Annotated in this window: 14 protein-coding genes; 11 read left to right on the forward strand and 3 right to left on the reverse strand. The window is 54.0% G+C overall.

Translation table 11 applies throughout. The features are described 5' to 3' along the window. Window positions 1-419: 419 nt before the first annotated feature. Complete coding sequence (locus tag EU556_RS12720) at window positions 420-1,280, forward strand: T9SS type A sorting domain-containing protein (protein WP_167855560.1); 861 nt, start codon at window positions 420-422, stop codon at window positions 1,278-1,280. An 84-nt stretch (window positions 1,281-1,364) separates the two neighbouring features. Here the strand turns inward: EU556_RS12720 and EU556_RS12725 are convergent, their stop codons facing one another. The 3 genes from EU556_RS12725 to EU556_RS12735 form a co-directional block, all read right to left on the reverse strand. Beyond that, on the reverse strand, window positions 1,365-2,405 hold the full coding sequence (locus EU556_RS12725) for a SusE domain-containing protein (protein WP_135434470.1): 1,041 nt from the start codon (window positions 2,403-2,405) through the stop codon (window positions 1,365-1,367). A 92-nt stretch (window positions 2,406-2,497) separates the two neighbouring features. Continuing rightward, entirely contained in the window at window positions 2,498-4,156 is a 1,659-nt protein-coding gene (locus EU556_RS12730) for a RagB/SusD family nutrient uptake outer membrane protein (protein WP_135434471.1), read from the reverse strand. 12 nt (window positions 4,157-4,168) lie between these two features. Further along, entirely contained in the window at window positions 4,169-7,198 is a 3,030-nt protein-coding gene (locus EU556_RS12735) for a SusC/RagA family TonB-linked outer membrane protein (RefSeq protein ID WP_135434472.1), read from the reverse strand. Between the two features lie 1,068 nt (window positions 7,199-8,266). Between EU556_RS12735 and EU556_RS12740 the strand changes: the two genes are divergently transcribed. From EU556_RS12740 to EU556_RS12785, 10 genes are all read left to right on the forward strand, one after another. Beyond that, window positions 8,267-9,577 (forward strand): alpha/beta hydrolase-fold protein, encoded by a 1,311-nt coding sequence (locus tag EU556_RS12740; RefSeq protein ID WP_167855561.1) that lies wholly within the window; start codon window positions 8,267-8,269, stop codon window positions 9,575-9,577. A 318-nt stretch (window positions 9,578-9,895) separates the two neighbouring features. Then, complete coding sequence (locus tag EU556_RS12745; RefSeq protein ID WP_135434474.1) at window positions 9,896-11,338, forward strand: anthranilate synthase component I family protein; 1,443 nt, start codon at window positions 9,896-9,898, stop codon at window positions 11,336-11,338. Window positions 11,339-11,411: 73 nt separating this feature from the next. After that, a complete protein-coding gene (locus tag EU556_RS12750) occupies window positions 11,412-11,984 on the forward strand; it encodes an anthranilate synthase component II (RefSeq protein WP_135434475.1) in 573 nt (190 codons plus the stop codon). 102 nt (window positions 11,985-12,086) lie between these two features. Then, a complete protein-coding gene (gene trpD, locus EU556_RS12755) occupies window positions 12,087-13,073 on the forward strand; it encodes an anthranilate phosphoribosyltransferase (protein ID WP_135434476.1) in 987 nt (328 codons plus the stop codon). 124 nt (window positions 13,074-13,197) lie between these two features. Further along, a complete protein-coding gene (gene trpC / locus EU556_RS12760; protein WP_135434477.1) occupies window positions 13,198-14,019 on the forward strand; it encodes an indole-3-glycerol phosphate synthase TrpC in 822 nt (273 codons plus the stop codon). Between the two features lie 11 nt (window positions 14,020-14,030). Further along, window positions 14,031-14,699 carry a phosphoribosylanthranilate isomerase gene (locus tag EU556_RS12765; protein ID WP_135434478.1) on the forward strand — a complete coding sequence of 223 codons (669 nt, stop codon included), beginning with the start codon at window positions 14,031-14,033 and terminating at the stop codon, window positions 14,697-14,699. A gap of 34 nt (window positions 14,700-14,733) precedes the next feature. Next, complete coding sequence (trpB, locus tag EU556_RS12770; protein WP_135434479.1) at window positions 14,734-15,930, forward strand: tryptophan synthase subunit beta; 1,197 nt, start codon at window positions 14,734-14,736, stop codon at window positions 15,928-15,930. A gap of 99 nt (window positions 15,931-16,029) precedes the next feature. Next, entirely contained in the window at window positions 16,030-16,809 is a 780-nt protein-coding gene (trpA, locus tag EU556_RS12775; protein WP_135434480.1) for a tryptophan synthase subunit alpha, read from the forward strand. Window positions 16,810-16,865: 56 nt separating this feature from the next. Further along, a complete protein-coding gene (gene aroF, locus EU556_RS12780; RefSeq protein WP_135434481.1) occupies window positions 16,866-17,879 on the forward strand; it encodes a 3-deoxy-7-phosphoheptulonate synthase in 1,014 nt (337 codons plus the stop codon). Between the two features lie 107 nt (window positions 17,880-17,986). Beyond that, a complete protein-coding gene (locus EU556_RS12785) occupies window positions 17,987-19,303 on the forward strand; it encodes a helix-turn-helix domain-containing protein (protein WP_135434482.1) in 1,317 nt (438 codons plus the stop codon). The last annotated feature ends 11 nt before the right edge of the window (window positions 19,304-19,314 follow it).

Consider the following 19,314-nt stretch of genomic DNA (forward strand, 5'->3'; position numbering starts at 1 on the left):
CGGGTACCTAGCAGGTCTATCATCCTCACGCCCATTATCATAATTACAACATGCACAAACGATCTACTCTTGCCCTATCGGCGGCACTGTCTTTAGCATCACTTAGCTCTCATGCCCAGATAACCGTGGACGGAGTGTTGAACGCTACTGAGATAAGCGCCACAAATTATCAGTTGGTAGGCCGCTATACAGGTTCGCACGGCTTCGGGGATATGGGTTTGGTAAGCCTATATGCAGCAGCGGATGCCAATAAGCTGTATTTCTTTTTAGCTGGAACACTAGAAAGTAGTGCTACGGCCGGTGGCAATATTGGGAGTAACAGCTCCTTCCAACTTTTCATTGACCGGCCTGGGATAACAGGGGCCAGTAGTGCCGCACCGTTGCCCACTATTGCAGGCTCTACTACGGCGTTTCAAAAAATGAGCGCTAAGCTCGACATGGACGCTGATGTGGCTATTGCGGTAACTGGCACCGGCACGGCAGGGCAATTGGTACCGCAGGCCATTGTGTATACTTCCTCCTCATCTGCCACTGACAAAACTCTCGGGACAACTTCCCTCAACGGTAGTACTGGAGCAATAACTACTATTTCGGCGTCGGATGCAGCAGGAAGCTTTGCCGCTTTAGCGGGGGCCCGCATGGCATACCGCAACACCGCTGATGGTAAGCTTTCTTCCAACCCGGGTAATGCTACCGGTGCAGCTGGCTCATATGGTTGGGAGGTAGAAGTAGATCGTGCAGCCATGAATATTGCCGCTACTGGGGGCACCATCAGGATTTTTGCGTTGCAGAGCAATTCCGATGGCGGCTACGTCTCCAGTGACTTTATTCCTCAGAACACCGCGCCGCTGCCTACTGATGCCGGATATCCGTTGCCTGGTGCAGGAGCTCCAAATCTAGGTGGCGCCGGTAATAACCCACCCAACACCGTTGATTTTGCCAACATACCGGGAATACAAGCGGCTACCCTTACTATTGGAGTAACGGGGGGGACTGTCCTCGCCACTAAGAAAGCAGATGAGCTAGCTGTATCACTGAGCGCCTACCCTAACCCTTCTAGCGGGAACGTAACCGTAAGCTATTCAGTAATTGACCGTGCCCAGCCAGTACAAATTACCCTCCTAGACCTGTTGGGCCGACCCGTGCATACCGTTTCAAACATGCAGCAGGTAGGGCAACACCAGACGGAGATTAAGCGAGGGCAACTAGCCGCTGGTACTTATATGGTGCGCGTACAGGTGGGAGAAAGAGTAGCTGCTCGTCAGGTTGGCTTGCAGTAGTGCTACAACAAACGATGCCACATAACAAAGCAGGGCCGCTTATACAGCGGCCCTGCTTTGTTATGTGGCATTGAGAGCTAGCGACTACTTCTCAATTGAATAGTTATAGTTACCAGCACCTTTGCTCAAGTCAAGGGTGATGGTGTAAGTACCAGCGGCAGAAACTTTAATATTCTTTCCACCATAATCTGGAATACCATCAGGTTCATTATCCCCTAGGTCAATATCCCAAGCATTATTAGCGCGGAACTTTAACTCATCAGCTTTAAGTGCCAACGTTGCCGTCCAGACCTGTTTAACCGGATCAAACACCAGCGGCGTTTCTTTGTCCCAGCCACCAGGAGTAGCAGCACCAATAACTGCCCAAGTAGTTTTAGTAGCTGTGTATTTCAACGTGTTCAGATCTACGTTGAAGCGGTAGTAGCCAGGTCCAGTAACAGTAATGTCACCGCCTTTTGCTTTTAGAGTACCTGCAGGCCCGGCTGGATCAACCCCGTAATCATTATCCCAGTTACGAGCAGGGGTGATTTTAAAGCTTGTAGAGGCATCTGGAAAATTCAGGTACCCTTCGTACTTCTTATCGTTATTTACGGAAGCTAAGAAAGGGGCTTTATCTGGTGCCCATCCCTGATAGCTACCTGGTACATATACCGAGGGGTACTCGATAAAGACAAGATATGGTGTGCCCGTGAACGTAGATACTGGTGAAATTACCGGCGCAGCATTAGCACCCACGCTGGCTTTCACGCGAGCATCAATGGCTCCAGCAGTGTTTGGTGCCACTTTTAACTTCAACAAAATACTATTCAGTTCACTTACTGTAAGAACACGAGTAGTAGAGTTAGCAGCGTTGATTTCGATAGGATTGCTGAAATCCCCTCCTTTTTTATCGAACTGCAATGTGTATTGTACGGCTGCTGGATAGCCGAATTCCACCTTATTCCAATTGTAGGTTACAGCATTTGCAGACGCATTGGCTTGTAGAAGAACAGCAGAATTGGTAGAGGGAGTAACGGCGAGAGAGCTACCAGGCTGCATAATTGCCCGATCCTCGTCTTTTTCGCAAGAAGCAAGAAGCAGGGTGGCAGCCAAGCCAAGACCTGCAAGTTTAGTAAAGTGGCTCATATTATGCTGATGTAAGTGGGAATTGACGGTTGAATGTTTGCGCTAAACCGGAAACTGGCCTAGGTCAGTTCCCGGTTTAGTAAGCACATCAATTAATAGCCAGGGTTCTGCCGCAGGTTGGAGTTTACGGTCAGGTCGGAAGCTGGCAGTGGGTAAAGCACACGGTACGCTTCTACACCCCGACCGTCCTTCACGCCACCTTTCCAAGGCCACAAGTAGGTACCTTCTACGAAGCGACCATACCGGATCAAGTCCGTCCGGCGGTAGCCTTCCCAGAAGAGCTCCCGTCCCCGCTCATCTAGTAGAGAAGCAGTTGTGATAGATGCTACGTCAGCCACGGTGCTAGCCGTATTGATAGGTAGTCCATAGGCACGACGACGGATCTGGTTAACATACGTACGAGCCAGATTTGCGTCACCGGTTCCACCACGGGTTACAGCTTCTGCATAGTTCAGCATTACTTCCGCCAAACGAATCATGGGGAAATCGACGCTAGACTGGCTCTGCGAACCACCTAGTGCGGTGCCTGTTGAAGTAACGTTACGGAATTTCAACACGCCATATCCTTCAGGGAAGTTGCCAATGTCGTTGATTTCCAACGATTGGCCCTGAGTCCAAAAACGGCCCCGACGGTCAAGTGCCGTATCGGGAAATAGTTGGAACAGGTTGCGAGTAGCACGCATACCGCCCCAGCCGCCCTGCGGCATACCAACCTTAGACTTCCAGGTAGAGTTGCTTGAGCTAGTAGAGCCGTTCACCAAGAATGTCGTACCTCCGAAGCTCCGAGTATTGTTAGCATCGAAAGTAACAGGCCAAATGATTTCGTTGCGGGCAGGAGCCGTGTTGTTATCGGCGAGGAAGAGACGGCCGTAAGCCGAAGAAACATTACCTGCCGCGGCGCTTGATAGAGCATAACCGGGCACATCAATCACTCGCTTAGCGTACGTAGCAGCATCTGTGAAACGAGCAGTGCCGGTGTAAACTTGTGCGTTTAGGTACAGACGCGAAAGCATGCCCCAAGCGGCAGCTTTGTCTACGCGACCATACTCATTAGTGCGAGGTTCAGCGAAGTCAGCATCATTGCTCAGGGCCAATAGTTCGCTCTCCACGTAATCAAATATCTGCTGACGCGTGCCATAAGGAGGAGTAAATACCCCCGATGGATCGGTGTCTTTCACGAGCGGGCCACCACCGTACAAATCAAGTACGTGCATGTAGGCCACTGCGCGCAGAAAGCGAGCTTCAGCCCGGAAGCGTTTTGCGCTAGCTACATCATTCCCACTTAGGCGAGAAGAAAGTTTGTCATCGCTTGACTCCCGAATGAACTCGTTAGCAATGGCAATTTCATAGTAGATGCGGTAGTACAGGCCCCGGATAAGAGGGTTGGAAGCCGTCCAGTTCATGTTGTGCCAATCACGCACACCTGGGTCGCCCCAAGCCAAGATGGCCTCATCGGTAGAGACCTCCTGAGCGCTCCACAGCTGACGGATATAGTCGGAAGTACCCTCATCGATGCCGCCTACGTCGCCGCCACCGGAAGCTCCATTATCGTCAGAGCCTAGGCCAGTCACGGCAAAGCCGCCATATACCTTTGCCAGCACAGCGCGGTAGCCGTTGAGGTCTACATACACGCGGTCAGGCGTAGTTTCATATTTAGGCTTGAGGTCAAGGTCATTACAGGATGTCAAGCCCGCAGTGAGGGCTAGGCCTGTAGTGGCTACTGCCAAGCCACGGATTAAAAATTTATTCATGGTTGGATGGGATTAGAAGCTAGCGTTCAGGCCGAAAGTGAAGGTGCGGGCACGTGGATAGAAGTTGTTATCAACTCCGTTGAAAATCTCCGGATCGAGGCCTTTGTACTTAGTAATCAGGAATACGTTTTGAACAGCCGCAGTCAGACGAAGATTCGACCCCTCACGGAAAATTTTACCCACATTATAGCCTAAGGTGATATTCTCACCCCGGATGAAGGAGCCATTCTCTACATAGTAGTCAGAAAGCAACTGCTGAGTCCGGAAGCCCGTGTCGCGAATACCGATCGGCAGGTTACCAACAAATCCGGTAGCAGTATTTGCATTGGCATAGTTGCCAAGGTTAGCCGCCAGTGAGTTGTACACGTAGTTGCCAGCGTTGGCACGTAGTACTGCGTTCAGTGTAAACTTCTTATAGGCGAAGTTGGTCGAAAGGCCAAAAGTATACAACGGAGCACGCTGCTTGTAGCGATATAGGTCCTGCTCATTTACAACACCGTCGCCATTACGGTCAACATATACACCTTCTACCGGACGTCCATCCTGCCCGTATACCTGTTGGTATACATAGTAGGCGTTGTTTGGGAAGCCTACTGAGTTTACCTGCACAGTACCGCCGGTACCACCAGGAATCCCTTCTACCAAGTAACCCGGGAAGTTTTCCTGTTGCGTACCTAAGTCCGTGATTTTGGTCTTATTGTAGGCTACGTTGAAGTTTAAATCCCAAGTGAAGTCGTCTGTCCGCACGGGTATGGCGTTCAAGGCAACCTCTACGCCACGGTTACGCAACGAGCCAATGTTTCGGTTAAGTTGGTTAGCCAAACCGCCGGCTGGTACGAACACGTTAGCCAGCAGGTCATTAGATACGCGCTGGTATGCATCTACGGTACCCGACAAACGATTGTCGAACAGTCCCCAGTCTAAACCTACGTTGTAGGTAGTCGTGGTTTCCCATTTCAAGTCAGGGTTGTAACCGGATGGGCGTTGCGTAGTAACAAAAAGTGGCGCCCCGTTAGCATCTACTCCAAACTGATATTGCACTGTAGAGCGGCCTGTCACGTAGCGAGGCAGAAAATCGAATGGCCCACCAATTTCTTGTTGACCAGTAATACCATAGCCCGCCCGTAATTTCAGCTCCGTGATGGTAGCATTATTAGCTAAAAACTCTTCGCCTTTGAGGCGCCAGCCCAAGCCGACAGCGGGGAAGTAGCCGCTCCGGTTGTTGCTAGCAAAACGGGAGGTGTTATCGTTACGCAAAGTAGCCGTTAACAGGTAACGATCCTTAATGGTAAGGTTGGTACGGCCGAAATACGAGATAAGGCGATATGGATCGTAATAACCTGCTACCGTTAGGGTCTGGCCCGCCGTGAATAGTGTGGTGCGGTCAAAACGGTAAGGCAAGTACAGGGGGCCTTGCGTTTCGAAGTCTTGGTATGAGTAACCGGCTTGCACATCAAACTTAGTATTCTCGCCAAGCTGCTTATTGTAGGCCAGGTAGAACTCTAGCAGGCGCATATCCTTGTCCTGCTTATACTGCGAGTAACGACCGTTCTGGTTAACGTTAGTAGCAGCGCTATTAAAGTTACTGAAGTCGGTAACCGAGTTAGTAGTCGAGCCAGAACCACGCGACAAGTCAGTGGCCAAGTTTAGGTTCGCACGCAGATCGGGCAGGAAGTGGAACTTGTAGTCAAGCTGCACATTGCCGATGAAGCGCTTCACTTCGCTAATGTTATTGGTGTTGCGAAGGGCTGCCACTGGGTTGCCAGGGGCAAGTGTCAAGGGCACACCATTTGGAGTAAGGTATTGGAAGTACCCGCCGTAGGGCAAATACTGAGCCTCGGAAGCTCGTATCGGCTGGGTGGGGTCGTAGAATATGGCTCCACCAATAGCTCCATTATCTATAAAGCGGTTCTCTAGTTGAGTGCCTTTCGCATTTACATCAACACGCAGGTGCCCGTCTAGGAGAACTGGTGACAGGCTCAACGAACCGGTATTACGCTTCAGCTTGTTCGTGATGACGATACCGTCCTGGTAGAGGTTACCGTAAGATGCACGGAACGGCACTTTGCCAATGTTACCCGTCAGGCTAACAGTATTGTCGTAAGTGGCGGCGGTACGGAAGATTTCTTTTTGCCAGTCAGTATTGGCGTTGCCGAGGGTAGCAGCCTGTGAGGGCAAGGCATTAGCCTGTACTAAAGTACGCAACTCATCAGCGCCCAACACTTCGTACGTTCTGAACGGACGAGAAACTGAAGTCTGAGACGACAAGTTTACAGTAAGCTTTTCTCCCTGTACACCTCGCTTCGTGGTAATAAGCACCACACCATTGGAAGCGCGGTTACCATAGATAGCCAACGCTGAAGCATCCTTCAGCACGGTTACCGACTCAATATCATTTGGGTTAATAAGCGTAAGTGGGTTACTAGCTCCACTAATGCCTCCTTTATCTACTGGTACCCCATCGATTACGAACAATGGGTCATTATTAGCGTTGAGTGAAGAGCCACCCCGGATACGAATTGTCGTAGCTGCACCAGGAGCACCGCCGCCGGTGGTGATATTAACCCCCGCAATTTTACCCTGTACCAACTGCTCCGGGTTGGTAACCTGACCAGGAACAAAGTCTTTGGCTTGTACAGTAGCAATAGAGCCAGTTACATCTTGCCGGCGCTGCACACCGTAGCCTACTACTACTGCCTCATTAAGTAGCGTCGTGTTCTCGGCTAGCGAGATAGGAGCCACGGTAGTGTTCTGACCAGATGTTACCGCAATCGTTTGCCGGCGGGTAGTGTAACCCACGAATGACGTAACGATAGTGTGCTGACCAGCAGGTACTCCTTGAATAGAGAAGGTACCATCGGAGTTGGTTGAGCCACCAAGCGTAGTACCTTCAATCAGAACGGTTACGCCGGGCATCCCTTCATTTTTCTCGTCTAGGATGCGGCCACTTACCGTGCCGACCCCCTGTGCGTAGGCGCTGCTGACGCTAACGCCAGCGCACAATAGCGGAAACCCGAGTTTCGCTAGATAAGGGTGTTTCATTGAAAAGAGTTTAGGGGGTTGAAATGGACTTTTCCGGACTTGCCGGGGTGGGAATTCGTGGCGACTCTACGCTTCAATCTCAGAGGCTAGAGTGAGATTGACGGTGAAATTAGACACCGCTAGAGTAAAGTTTAGAGTCGCCAATCCTTTCGGAAACAGCGCAAGTTAAGATGTTGTTAAGGACAAAAACAATGAGTAACGGCTTACTCTCGGAATAGCAATAATCTGGCTTTTGCTGGTATGGTGTGATAGGTAACTAAATACTCACTTACTCTATGTGTTCTTTAGGGTGCTAAAGTTAGCTTGTACAGTATATTTTATTACCTTTAATAGTAGATATTGGCTCGTAAAGTGCTATATGTGCTAAATAAAACACAAAATTTGAGTGAAAATCTAGAGTTTAGTGTATAATGCTACGTTAACAATTATTGATGCTGTATTGAATTGAAGCTGATAGGACGGTATGTAGAAAGATCAATTGCGTCATAGTAGTAATTTACCATATCTGACTTCTTAATTGTTGTTGTAGGAGGTAACTGAAGCCGATTTATAGCTGCGTAGGTAGTAAGTAGCTGAGACGTTTTAGCAAAACATGTTGCACTAACCGAATCAATGTAGGCGTAGTGGAATGGGAGGATACTTATAAAAATCACGACTTGTTTTTTGCATATATCTTAGCTTCGATGTAGAAGTTTTTTTGTGCATTTGGCCTAGTCGAAGTATGAATGCTGAGTCCGAGAAGTTCAGCGATGATTTAGTCTTTTGAACTTCCAAACTACTAGGAGCCAAGCTTTACAAGACGTAGTAAATTCTAAGAAAAATACAGGTTGTATTTAAGTAATAAATCGGGTCATTTATGGTTAAAAATTCTTGATATCTCTTGAATAGCAAGTTGACTATAGAGCATGGCAACGACATTTACATTCACTGCATAGACTTGTCATTACTCCGATGAAATCGCTTATATCAACTGGGATACTGCTGCTGCTTAGCTGCACGTCGCGAGCCCAAACAGTACTGCGGTTGGTACAAGTGCCAGCACAAACTCCGGCAGCCGCTACTATATATATGGCAGGGAGCTTCAACGGGTGGCAACCGGCTAATAAGGCTTATGCCTTTACTCGCGGTGCCGACGGAAAGTATGAGTACACATTACCTGCCTCGCTAACAGGAGAGCTTGAATTTAAACTCACAAGAGGCAGTTGGAACACTGCGGAAACTGATGCGCAGCATCAGGATATACCTAACCGGCACCTGGTAGTTAAGGACCAGCGTGTCGTTATTGCCTTACAAGTGGCTGGGTGGAAAGATGGTGGCCCCATGAAGCAGGAGAATGCATGCGTGAGCACCGCCCAAAAGCCGAACGTACAGATACTCGATACGGCATTTTACATTCCGCAGCTAGAGCGCAAACGCCGCATTTGGGTGTATCTCCCTACTGATTATAACAGTAACCCTGCCAAGCGCTACGCAGTGTTATACATGCATGATGGACAGAACGTGTTTGATGCGTGTACTAGCTTTTCTGGTGAATGGGGGGTAGACGAAACGTTGAGCCAACTGCAGCAAAAAGGATTAGACGATGCGGGCTGCATCGTAATAGCAGTCGATAACGGCGGGGCTGAGCGCCTGAATGAGCTCTCTCCCTGGCGAAATACAGAATATGGAGGTGGCCAAGGCGAGCATTACGTTGATTTTCTAGTGCATACGTTGAAGCCGTACGTTGATGCGCACTACCGCACGCTCACTGGGCGGGAGTTTACTGGCCTAGCGGGAAGCAGTATGGGCGGACTTATTTCTACCTATGCCGCGCTCAGGTACCCGCAGGTGTACAGTAAAGTAGGTGTGTTTTCGCCGGCTTTCTGGTTCGCTAAAGACTCTCTGTTTCAGTATGTGCGTCAGCATCCGGCTAGCCCAGCTACCCGATTCTACTTCGTGAGCGGGACTGCGGAAAGCGAAACCATGGTGCCTCTGATGCAGGCTATGCGTGATTCACTGCAGCGCAACGGCGTGCCCGCGGGCAACATGGCCTACAGCACCCCTGCTGATGGCAAGCACGCCGAATGGTTCTGGAAGCGGGAGTTTCCTGCGGCCTACCGGTGGCTGTACGAGCAGGATGGGACTAGCCATAATTACAGATTAGGTGGAAAACCCCTAGCATACAGCGCTTATCTAAATCAGGAGCAAAATCAGTTGACTATACATCTACCCACAAAGAAGGGAAGGATAGAGCTTCTGGATCAGGCGCAGCGCGTGGTGCTGAAAAAGAAAGTAACCACTGGTACCACTGTTGCCCTAGGCCAGTTAGAGCCAGGCAATTACCTGTTGCGTGTGTTATCGGACAAGCAAGCGGGTCAACAGTTGCTGGTGAAAAAGTAGCCTATAGTGTTAAGTTGCAAAAGAACGACTCTGTGAAATGCAGAATTTTCAATCGGAAAACCTAAAAAGTACTTGTTCCGTAAAATGCCCGCTGTACATTTGCAGCATTCAACGCCTCTAACATTTGGCAATGACTTCTCACATGACTCTGCAAGCTTGGTGGTGGCCCCTCGGAAATTCCGGACGGGACAGCCTGTGCGTGCGTTAGAGACAAGTGACAACCTCTTCGTAGCAAACTAACAGAAAGCCCGGCCGCCTCGCCGGGCTTTTTTTATTGTCCGCCGCGCAACGCCTCCACAACCAGCTCTTCACTCCTGTATGAAATCATTTCGCTTAACTACCCGCCACCTGCGCGTACTGGCTGACACCGTAACTCCCGTAGGCCTATACCTGCGGCTGCGCGACCGGTACCCGAACTGCCTGCTGCTGGAAAGCTCCGACTATCATGGCCAGCAGAATGCCTTTAGCTACCTCGTCTGCGACCCACTAGCGCGCTTTGAGGTACAGCGCGGTGTAGTAAAGCAAACCTTCCCCGATGATTCTGTGACCACGGAAACGCTGGTGGATCCCCGGCAGGCCCTGGACCGTTTACGGGAGTTTGCCGCGTGCTTCGAAACGGAAGACCAGGGCTTCGACTTTATTACGGGCGGCCTGTTCGGGTACCTGGGCTACGAGGCGGTGCAATACTTCGAAGACCTGACCCTGAATGAGCAGAAGGAAGCCGCCGGCCAAATTCCGGATATCATCTACGGCACTTACCGCTACGTTATTGCGCTGAACCACTTCCGGAATGAGCTGTATGTGTTTGAGCACACGCTGGAAGGGGAGGCCGTAGATCAAGATGGCCTAGGCAGGTTGGTAAATCTGATTCGGAACCCCTCACTGCCGGAGTTTGGCTTCCAGACCAGCGGGCCGGAGCAGACCAACCAGACCGATGAGGAGTTCCTGAAAGTGCTTGCGCAAGGGCAGCAGCACTGCCGCCGCGGCGACGTGTTTCAGATTGTGCTTTCGCGCCGCTTTCAGCAAGGGTTTGTGGGGGATGAGTTTAACGTGTACCGGGCCCTGCGCTCCATCAATCCTTCGCCGTACCTGTTTTACTTCGATTACGGCAACTTCAAAATCTTCGGCTCTTCGCCCGAGACCCAACTCTTGATAAAAGGCCGGAAAGCCAGTTTGTTCCCCATTGCCGGCACGTTCCGCCGCACCGGTCACGACGCCCAGGATGCTGCCCTGGCCCAGAAGCTCGCCGACGACCCCAAGGAAAATGCCGAGCACACCATGCTCGTGGACCTGGCCCGCAACGACCTGGCCCGCCACGGCGACGAAGTACAGGTAAAGGTGTTCCGCGAGATTCAGTTTTACTCGCACGTTATTCACCTAGTAAGTGAGGTAAATGCCACGCTAGCTCCCGAGGCCAATTCCCTGCAAGTGGTGGCCGATACCTTCCCGGCCGGTACGCTTTCGGGCGCCCCCAAGCACCGCGCCATGCAGCTCATTGATGGCCTAGAGCCTACGGGCCGCGGATACTATGGCGGCGCTATTGGCCACTTAGGTTTCAACGGCGACTTCAACCACGCCATCATGATTCGCTCCTTCCTCAGCACGGCGGGGCAGTTGTACTTCCAGGCCGGCGCTGGCGTGGTAGCTGCTTCGGACATCAACTCCGAGCTCAATGAAGTGCATCATAAACTAGCAGCGTTGCGCAAGGCCTTGAAAGAGGCCGAGCAGATTGGGGAGAAACTCACTACCCCCAATCGTTAATCTGAACTTTCTCAAGTAGCTGAACCTATTGCCTTTGAGCGGCGCGCAACGCCCACCTTGTGCCCATATTGCCATGAAAATTCTCGTCATTGACAACTACGACTCCTTCACCTACAACCTCGTGCAAGTGCTGCGCGAACTGGGGTACGGAGCCGATACCACCGTCATCCGTAATGATAAGCTGACGCTGGAAGATGTAGAGGCCTACGACGCGGTGCTCTTGTCGCCTGGTCCGGGCTTGCCTTCTGAAGCGGGGCTGATGCCAGAGGTTATCCGGCGTTACGCGCCCACCAAGCGGATGCTGGGCGTGTGCCTAGGCCACCAGGGCATTGCTGAGAGCTTCGGCGGCGAGTTGTATAACCTGCCCGATGTGCTACACGGCATTGCCACCGATGCCAGCCTTACCACTGAGGAGGAAGACAAACTGTTTCAGGGGCTGCCCCGGCAGTTCCGGGTGGGGCGCTACCACTCTTGGAGCGTGCAGCCGGAAAGCATGCCCGCTGAGCTGGAAGTGACGGCGCTGGATGCCAACGGACAGGTGCTGGCTTTCCGCCACCGTGAGTATGACGTGCGCGGCGTGCAGTTCCACCCCGAGTCTATCCTGACGGAGCACGGGCACCAGATGCTAAAGAACTGGCTGTCTTGATAGCCACAAGGCCAATAGGCCTGTTTCGTATCATCTGACAATGCCCATTTCTTCGCTTCTCTCATTCAACTGCCTCAGCAATCCACCCCAGAGGCTTCCCTCGTGAAACAGATTCTCAATCAATTATTTGACCAGCAAGCCCTAACGTACGCCGAAGCGCGCGAAGCCATGTACCGCATCGGGCAGGGGCAGGCCAACCCCTCCGAAATGGCCGCCTTCATGACTGTGTACCGCATGCGCCCCATCACGGTGCCGGAGCTGTCGGGCTTCCGCGCGGCGCTGCTGGATTTATCTCGCGACCCCGAGCTTGGAACCGATGAAGTAGTGGACATTGTGGGGACTGGTGGCGACGGCAAAGACACGCTCAACATCAGCACACTGGCCTGCTTTGTGGTGGCCGGGGCTGGCTACAAAGTGGCTAAGCACGGTAACATTGGGGTTTCCTCGGTATGCGGCTCTTCAGATGTGCTGGCTAAGCTGGGCGTTGATTTCGCCGTGCCGAATGATGTGCTGAAGCGGCAGTTGGAGCGCGCCAACATCTGCTTTCTGCACGCCCCATCGTTTCACCCGGCCATGCGCCATGCCGGGCCGGTACGCCGGGAGCTGGGCATGCGCACCTTCTTTAACATTCTGGGCCCTCTGGTCAACCCAGTACGGCCGCGCTACCAATTGGCGGGCACATTTAGCTTGGAGCTGCTGCGCCTGTATCATTACCTGCTGCAGCAAACTAAAACCCAATATGCCGTAGTGCACGCTCTCGATGGCTACGATGAAATTTCCCTGACGGGTGCTGCCAAAGTTGCCTCCGCCGCCGGCGAGCAAATTGTAACTGCCGCCGACTTCGGCCTAAACGCCACTACAGCCGCTGAGCTGGCTGGGGGGCAGACGGTGGAAGAGTCGGCGAAGCTATTCCTGGATGTGCTGGAAGGGCGGGCCACGGCTGCCCAACGCGCTGTGGTAACCGCTAACGCTGCCCTGGCTATTCAGTGTGTAAAGCCTGAGCTCAGCATGACGGAAGCCCTGTCCACGGCGCAGGAATCTCTGGATTCGGGCCGGGCGCGGGAAGCCCTCCGCAACTTACTGGCCTAGGCCAGATAGACACTAGTTTTCACGAAAGCGGAAGCATTCTAGGCCAGTGTTGGTTTCACCCCATACCACGGCGTCACACTTCTCATTTAAGCCCCAATGTTAAGCGGGCTAACCCTTAGAAATTATGAGTACTCCCACCATTCTGGAGAAAATCATTGCCCACAAGCGCCAGGAAGTAGCGACCCGTCGCGATTTGGTGCCTGCCAAAAAGCTGGAGCAAAGCCTATATATGGACTCGCAGCCCTTGAGCCTGCGCCGTTACCTGCTACGCGACGACCTAAGCGGCATTATTGCCGAATTCAAGCGCAAGTCGCCGAGCAAAGGCTTTATCAATCCGCACGCCCCCGTTGAGCGGACCACGTTGGGCTATATGCAGGCGGGCGCCTCGGCGCTGTCCGTGCTGACGGACACGGAGTTTTTCGGGGGTAAAAACGAGGACCTGACCATTGCCCGGCGCTACAATTTCTGCCCCATTCTGCGCAAAGACTTCACCGTGGATGAGTACCAGATTCTGGAAGCCAAGAGCATTGGGGCCGATGCCATTCTGCTGATTGCGGCCGTGCTCTCGGGCGAGGAAGTACTGCGCCTCGGGCGGTTTGCCAAGAGCCTGGGCCTAGAGGTGCTACTCGAGATTCACAATGCCGAGGAGCTCGACAAAACCCTGCACCCCGACGCCGTGACACTGGTGGGCGTAAACAACCGCAACCTCCACGATTTCTCCGTGAGCCTGGATACCTCCGGTGAGTTGGCCCAGCGTATTCCAGATGAGTTCGTGAAAGTGACGGAGAGTGGCCTACAGACCGCCGCCGATATTGAAGCCCTGCGCGCCGTAGGTTACCGTGGCTTCCTGATGGGTGAAACCTTCATGCGCCACAGTCGGCCCGAGAAAGCCTGCGCCGCCTTAGTGCAGCAACTGCGCGCTACCGAAGCCATTACGCTGTTATAGACCTAGCACGCATGCCAACCGCTCCTGCTACATCCGCGCCCGCTGGTACTCCTTATATAAAGGTGTGTGGCATGCGTGAGCCCACGAGCCTAGCGGCCGTGGCGGCGCTGCAGCCCGATTTCCTGGGGTTCATCTTCTACCCGAAGTCCAGCCGCTACGTGGGGGAGGAGTTGAGTGCCGAGACGCTGGCTGCCCTGCCCGCGGGCATCAGGAAAGTGGGGGTGTTTGTGAACGAAAACACCGAGGAAATCAGGCGGCGCGTGCGGGAGTTGGGGCTGGATCTGGTGCAGCTGCACGGCCACGAGGCCCCGACCCAGTGCCAGGAACTGCGGGAAAGTGGCCTAGCCGTGGTGAAAGCATTTTCGGTTGGGGCCGACTTTAACTTCGACCAACTGACGCCCTACGTAAGCCACGTCGATTACTTCCTCTTCGATACCAAGGGCGAGCAGCCCGGTGGCAACGGCACCACTTTCGACTGGAGCCTGTTAGCAGGCTATCCGCTGGAGGTGCCTTACTTCCTGGCGGGTGGCCTAGACCTCGCCCACGCCGACAGCCTACGCAACCTGCGTTTGCCGGGCCTGTTCGCGCTGGATCTGAACAGTCGGTTTGAAACGGCGCCCGGGGTGAAGGACGCCGACTTGCTCCGGCAACTATTTACCAAACTCCGGCCCCGCGGTTAAGGCCCGGCGGCATCAATAAGCAATCAACCTCATCATGAGCACAACCTACCAACAACCTACGGAGCGCGGCTACTACGGCCAGTTTGGCGGGGCATTTATTCCCGAGATGCTCTACCCGAACGTGGAAGAGCTGCGCCAAAATTACCTGGACATCATGGCCGAGCCCGCGTTTCAGGAGGAATACCAGCAACTGCTGCGCGACTACGTAGGCCGACCCACGCCGCTGTTCGAGGCAAAGCGCCTGTCGGAGAAGTATAATACGCGCGTATTTCTGAAGCGCGAAGACCTTTGCCACACCGGGGCCCACAAGGTAAACAACACCGTAGGCCAGATTCTGCTAGCCAAGCGGCTGGGCAAAACCCGCATCATCGCAGAAACCGGCGCCGGTCAGCATGGGGTAGCTACGGCTACGGTGTGCGCCCTCATGGGGATGCAGTGTATTGTGTATATGGGCGAAATCGACATGGAGCGGCAGAAGCCCAACGTGTACCGTATGCGCCTGCTGGGGGCTGAGGTGCGCGCCGCTATGAGTGGCAGCCGTACCCTAAAAGATGCCACCAACGAAGCCATCCGCGACTGGATTAGCAACCCCGTGGATACGCACTACATCATTGGCTCAGTGGTAGGTCCGCACCCATACCCCGATCTGGTGGCACGCCTGCAGGCCGTAATCAGCGAGGAAATGCGCAAGCAGCTGTTGGAGAAAACCGGCTCTGAGCTGCCCAACTACGTGGTGGCCTGCGTGGGCGGGGGCTCGAATGCGGCTGGTGCGTTCTATCATTTCCTCGAAGAGCCTTCGGTGAACTTAGTGGCGGTAGAAGCAGCCGGGCACGGCGTGAATTCCGGTCATTCGGCGGCTACGTCGGTGCTGGGCAAGCCGGGCATTATTCACGGCTCGCGCACCTTGCTCATGCAGGATGAAGATGGGCAGATTACCGAGCCCTATTCGTTGTCGGCAGGCCTAGACTACCCAGGCATTGGGCCGTTGCACGCCTACTTGGCCGATTCTGGTCGGGCGCGGTTTATTAGCATTGAGGACGAGGCGGCCCTGCGCGCCGTGGCTGAACTGAGCCGGTTGGAAGGCATCATCCCGGCCCTCGAAACTGCCCATGCCTTGGCGGCCCTAGGCCAGTTGGGCGCCGGCCCCGATGATGTAGTAGTGGTAAACCTCTCCGGCCGCGGCGACAAAGACCTCGAAACCTACCTCAAGTACGCCGACACCATTCTGTAATTAGCACGCAGAGGGCGCAGAGGTTACGCGGAGGTTCGCAGATGAACTACCTCCGCGTACCTCCGCGCAACTTCTACGAACTTCCGCGAGAACCACCTCATGAACCGAATCCAACAGGCTTTCCAGAAAAAGGGAAAAGACCTCCTGAATATCTACTTCACTGCCGGCTACCCCACGCTCGATGCCACGGTGCCCCTTATAAAAGCCATTTCCGCCGCTGGCGCCGACCTCATTGAGATTGGTATGCCGTTTTCGGACCCCTTGGCCGATGGCCCAGTAATTCAGCAAAGCAGCACAGTGGCCCTGGCCAACGGTATGAACATGCGGGTACTGTTCAGCCAATTAAAGAATATCCGGCAGGAAGTAGCCGAAACCCCGATTCTGCTAATGGGCTACCTGAACCCGGTAATGCAGTTTGGGGTGGAGAACTTCTGCCGCGAAGCTGCTAACGCCGGCGTAGATGGCGTCATTCTGCCCGACCTGCCCCTGGATGATTACGTGGCCGAGTACCAGGAGACTTTCCGCAAGTACAACCTGCGGCCCGTGTTCCTCATCACGCCCCAAACCGCGCCTGAGCGTATTCGCCGCATTGATGAGCTAACCGACTCATTCCTGTATCTGGTATCGGGCCCCGGCACTACGGGCGGGCAAAACACCCAGGCCGAAGGTGTGCAGGAAGCCTATTTCCAGCGCATTGAGGCCATGAACCTGCGTAACCCCCGCCTCATTGGTTTTGGTATCGGTGACAAAGCTTCTTTCCAAAAGGCCTGTCAGCATGCCGAAGGGGCCATCATTGGCTCAGCTCTTATTCGGGCATTGGAAGGCGTGGAGGATGCTCCCGCCGCTGCCACCCGGTTTATTTCTTCCGTTCTCAAGTAAACTCTCCCGCCGCAACCGAAAACCTTGGCGTTCCACTGCGGGAGCCCCTCTAGCACATGATCATTCAACTTGAACCCACTATCGCCGAAACCGCCAAAGCGGATATTCTGGCGCGTATCAAAGACCTGAAGTACAAAGCCACGGAGGTAAAAACCCAGCGGGCGCACTACCTGGTGGCCATTGGCAAAGCGGATATTGATCTGCGCGCCATCGGCCAGCTGCCCGGCATCCTGGACATTCACCGCGTGTCCGATGACTACAAGCTGGTAAGCCGGAAGTGGCGCGTACGGCCCACGGTGCTCGACCTCGGTGACGGGGTGCGGATAGGGGAGGGCAACCTCACGCTGGCCGCGGGCCCCTGCAGCATTGAGAGCGAGCAGCAGATGGAGCTCATCATGCAACACCTCGTGGACAACGATGTGCGCATTATGCGGGGTGGCGTGTTCAAGCCTCGTTCTTCGCCCTACTCATTCCGGGGCCTGGGCATGGAAGGCCTGAAGCTGTTCCACCAGATGGCGCGGGAGCGTGGCATCAAGATCATCACGGAGGTGATGCAGGTTTCGCAGGTAGAAGAGATGCACGACTACGTGGACGTATTCCAGGTAGGTGCCCGCAACACCCAGAACTTCAACCTGCTGGATGCGCTGGGCGGCGTAGATAAGCCCGTGATGATTAAGCGCGGCATCTCTGGCACGTTGGAAGAACTACTGTCGTCGGCGGAGTACGTTTTCTCGGGCGGTAACGAGAAGCTGATTCTCTGCGAGCGGGGCATCCGCACGTTTGAAACCGCCTCGCGCAATACGCTCGATCTGAACGCGGTGCCTATCCTCAAGGAAAAAACTCACCTCCCCGTAATCGTCGACCCTTCCCACGGCATCGGTATCCGGGAGTACGTGCCTACGATGGCGCTGGCTGGCGTAATGGCCGGCGCTGACGGCATCATCTACGAAGCCCACGAGAAGCCGGAAGAAGCAGCTTCGGATGGCGCCCAAACCCTAAACTTCCAGGAATCAGAGCGCCTCATCCGGAATCTGCGCAAGGTGTACGCCGTGCGCCAGGAACTAGAGTAGCCCTTATCAAGTGGCCTAAAAAGCCGTTTGGCGCCTCACGACAGGAGTTGTGGTGTGTCGAACGGCTTTTTTATTGTCTGGCTGCGAAGGGTTTGTACCTTCCGCTCATGCAATTCACCTTCAGCGTATACAGCGGACTGCTACTGCCATTTTTTGTGCAGGGCCTAGTGGGTAGCGGGGTGTTGTGGGTGCGGCGTGGGCGCGAAGAGTCGGCCGCGGATGGCTGGCTGGCGCTATTACTTCTACTAGAAACCTTGCGCCTGGCGCAGTGGATGTTAGGCTTTGCGGGCTGGTACGACTCGCACGATGCCTACTCCACGTTCATGTTTTACTTTCCGTTCAGCAACTGGCTGGCGGTAGGGCCGGTGCTGTACTTCTACTTCCGCAGCCTCACCAATCACGAGTTCAGGTTTCGAGGTTCGCACTGGTGGCATTTTGCGCCGGCACTGGCCTATCTGGCCTTGCGCCTATTATTGTTAATTGCTGATATAGGCTGGTGGCATCTGTTGCAAGAGCGGCCACTTCCAGAGCACTTTGGTACGAAGGGGCCCTTAGCAGCCTGGGCCGACGAAACTCCATACGGCTATTGGCTTGATATAGTAGGGTATCTGCTGGTAGTGGCCTACAGCGTCCGGACACTGCGGGAGTACCGGGCGTATGCCCACTACCTCAACGACAACTTCTCCGATACTGACCGAATCCGGTTCCGGTGGCTGCGGAATGTGTTAGTGGCCGTATCAATAAGCACAGGGGTAGCGCTGGTTTTTAGCTTGGTTGATGCCTTCGTCAGCCCCCTCAACTATTATCAAGCCTGGTACGATTACTTGTTTACTGGGCTGCTGATTTATTACCTCAGTATTGCTGGGTTGCTCACTGGCCACCGGTTGGCGAGCCTACACTTTCAGCCTCCGCTGGTAGCCCCAGACATAGCTGTGTCGGAGCAGGAAGCGGAGCCAGACCTGCAGATGAAGGCTGCGCCCGTGCTTGCGCCTACCAGCAGTACCACCAACACGCTAGTAGCAGAAGCGCCGCTGCCAGTTGCCACAACTGCTCCCGATGCTTCTGCTGAGCTAACCCGCTGGACCACCCGCCTGCTAGGCCACATGGAAAGCCAGCGGCCCTACCTGGCCCCGGAGCTGACCCTGGGAGAGTTGGCCAGTCAGCTCCAGACCAATACCTCCTGGCTATCCAAGGTTATCAATACCGGCTGTGGTCAAAACTTCAACGATTTTATTAATGAGTACCGGGTGCAGGAGGCGGAGCAGCGCCTGCGTAACCCCCGCTTCCGGCACTATACGCTTCTGGCCGTAGCTCTGGAGTCTGGCTTCAACTCCAAGTCAACGTTTAATCGGGTGTTCAAGAAGCTGCGAGGCATCACGCCCAGTGAGGTTGCGCGGGAAGACGGCAACCCAGAAGGCGCATAGTATAAATTGAG

Origin of the sequence: Hymenobacter fodinae (assembly GCF_004745825.1) — a bacterium.
In the GTDB taxonomy this organism is placed as follows: domain Bacteria; phylum Bacteroidota; class Bacteroidia; order Cytophagales; family Hymenobacteraceae; genus Hymenobacter; species Hymenobacter fodinae.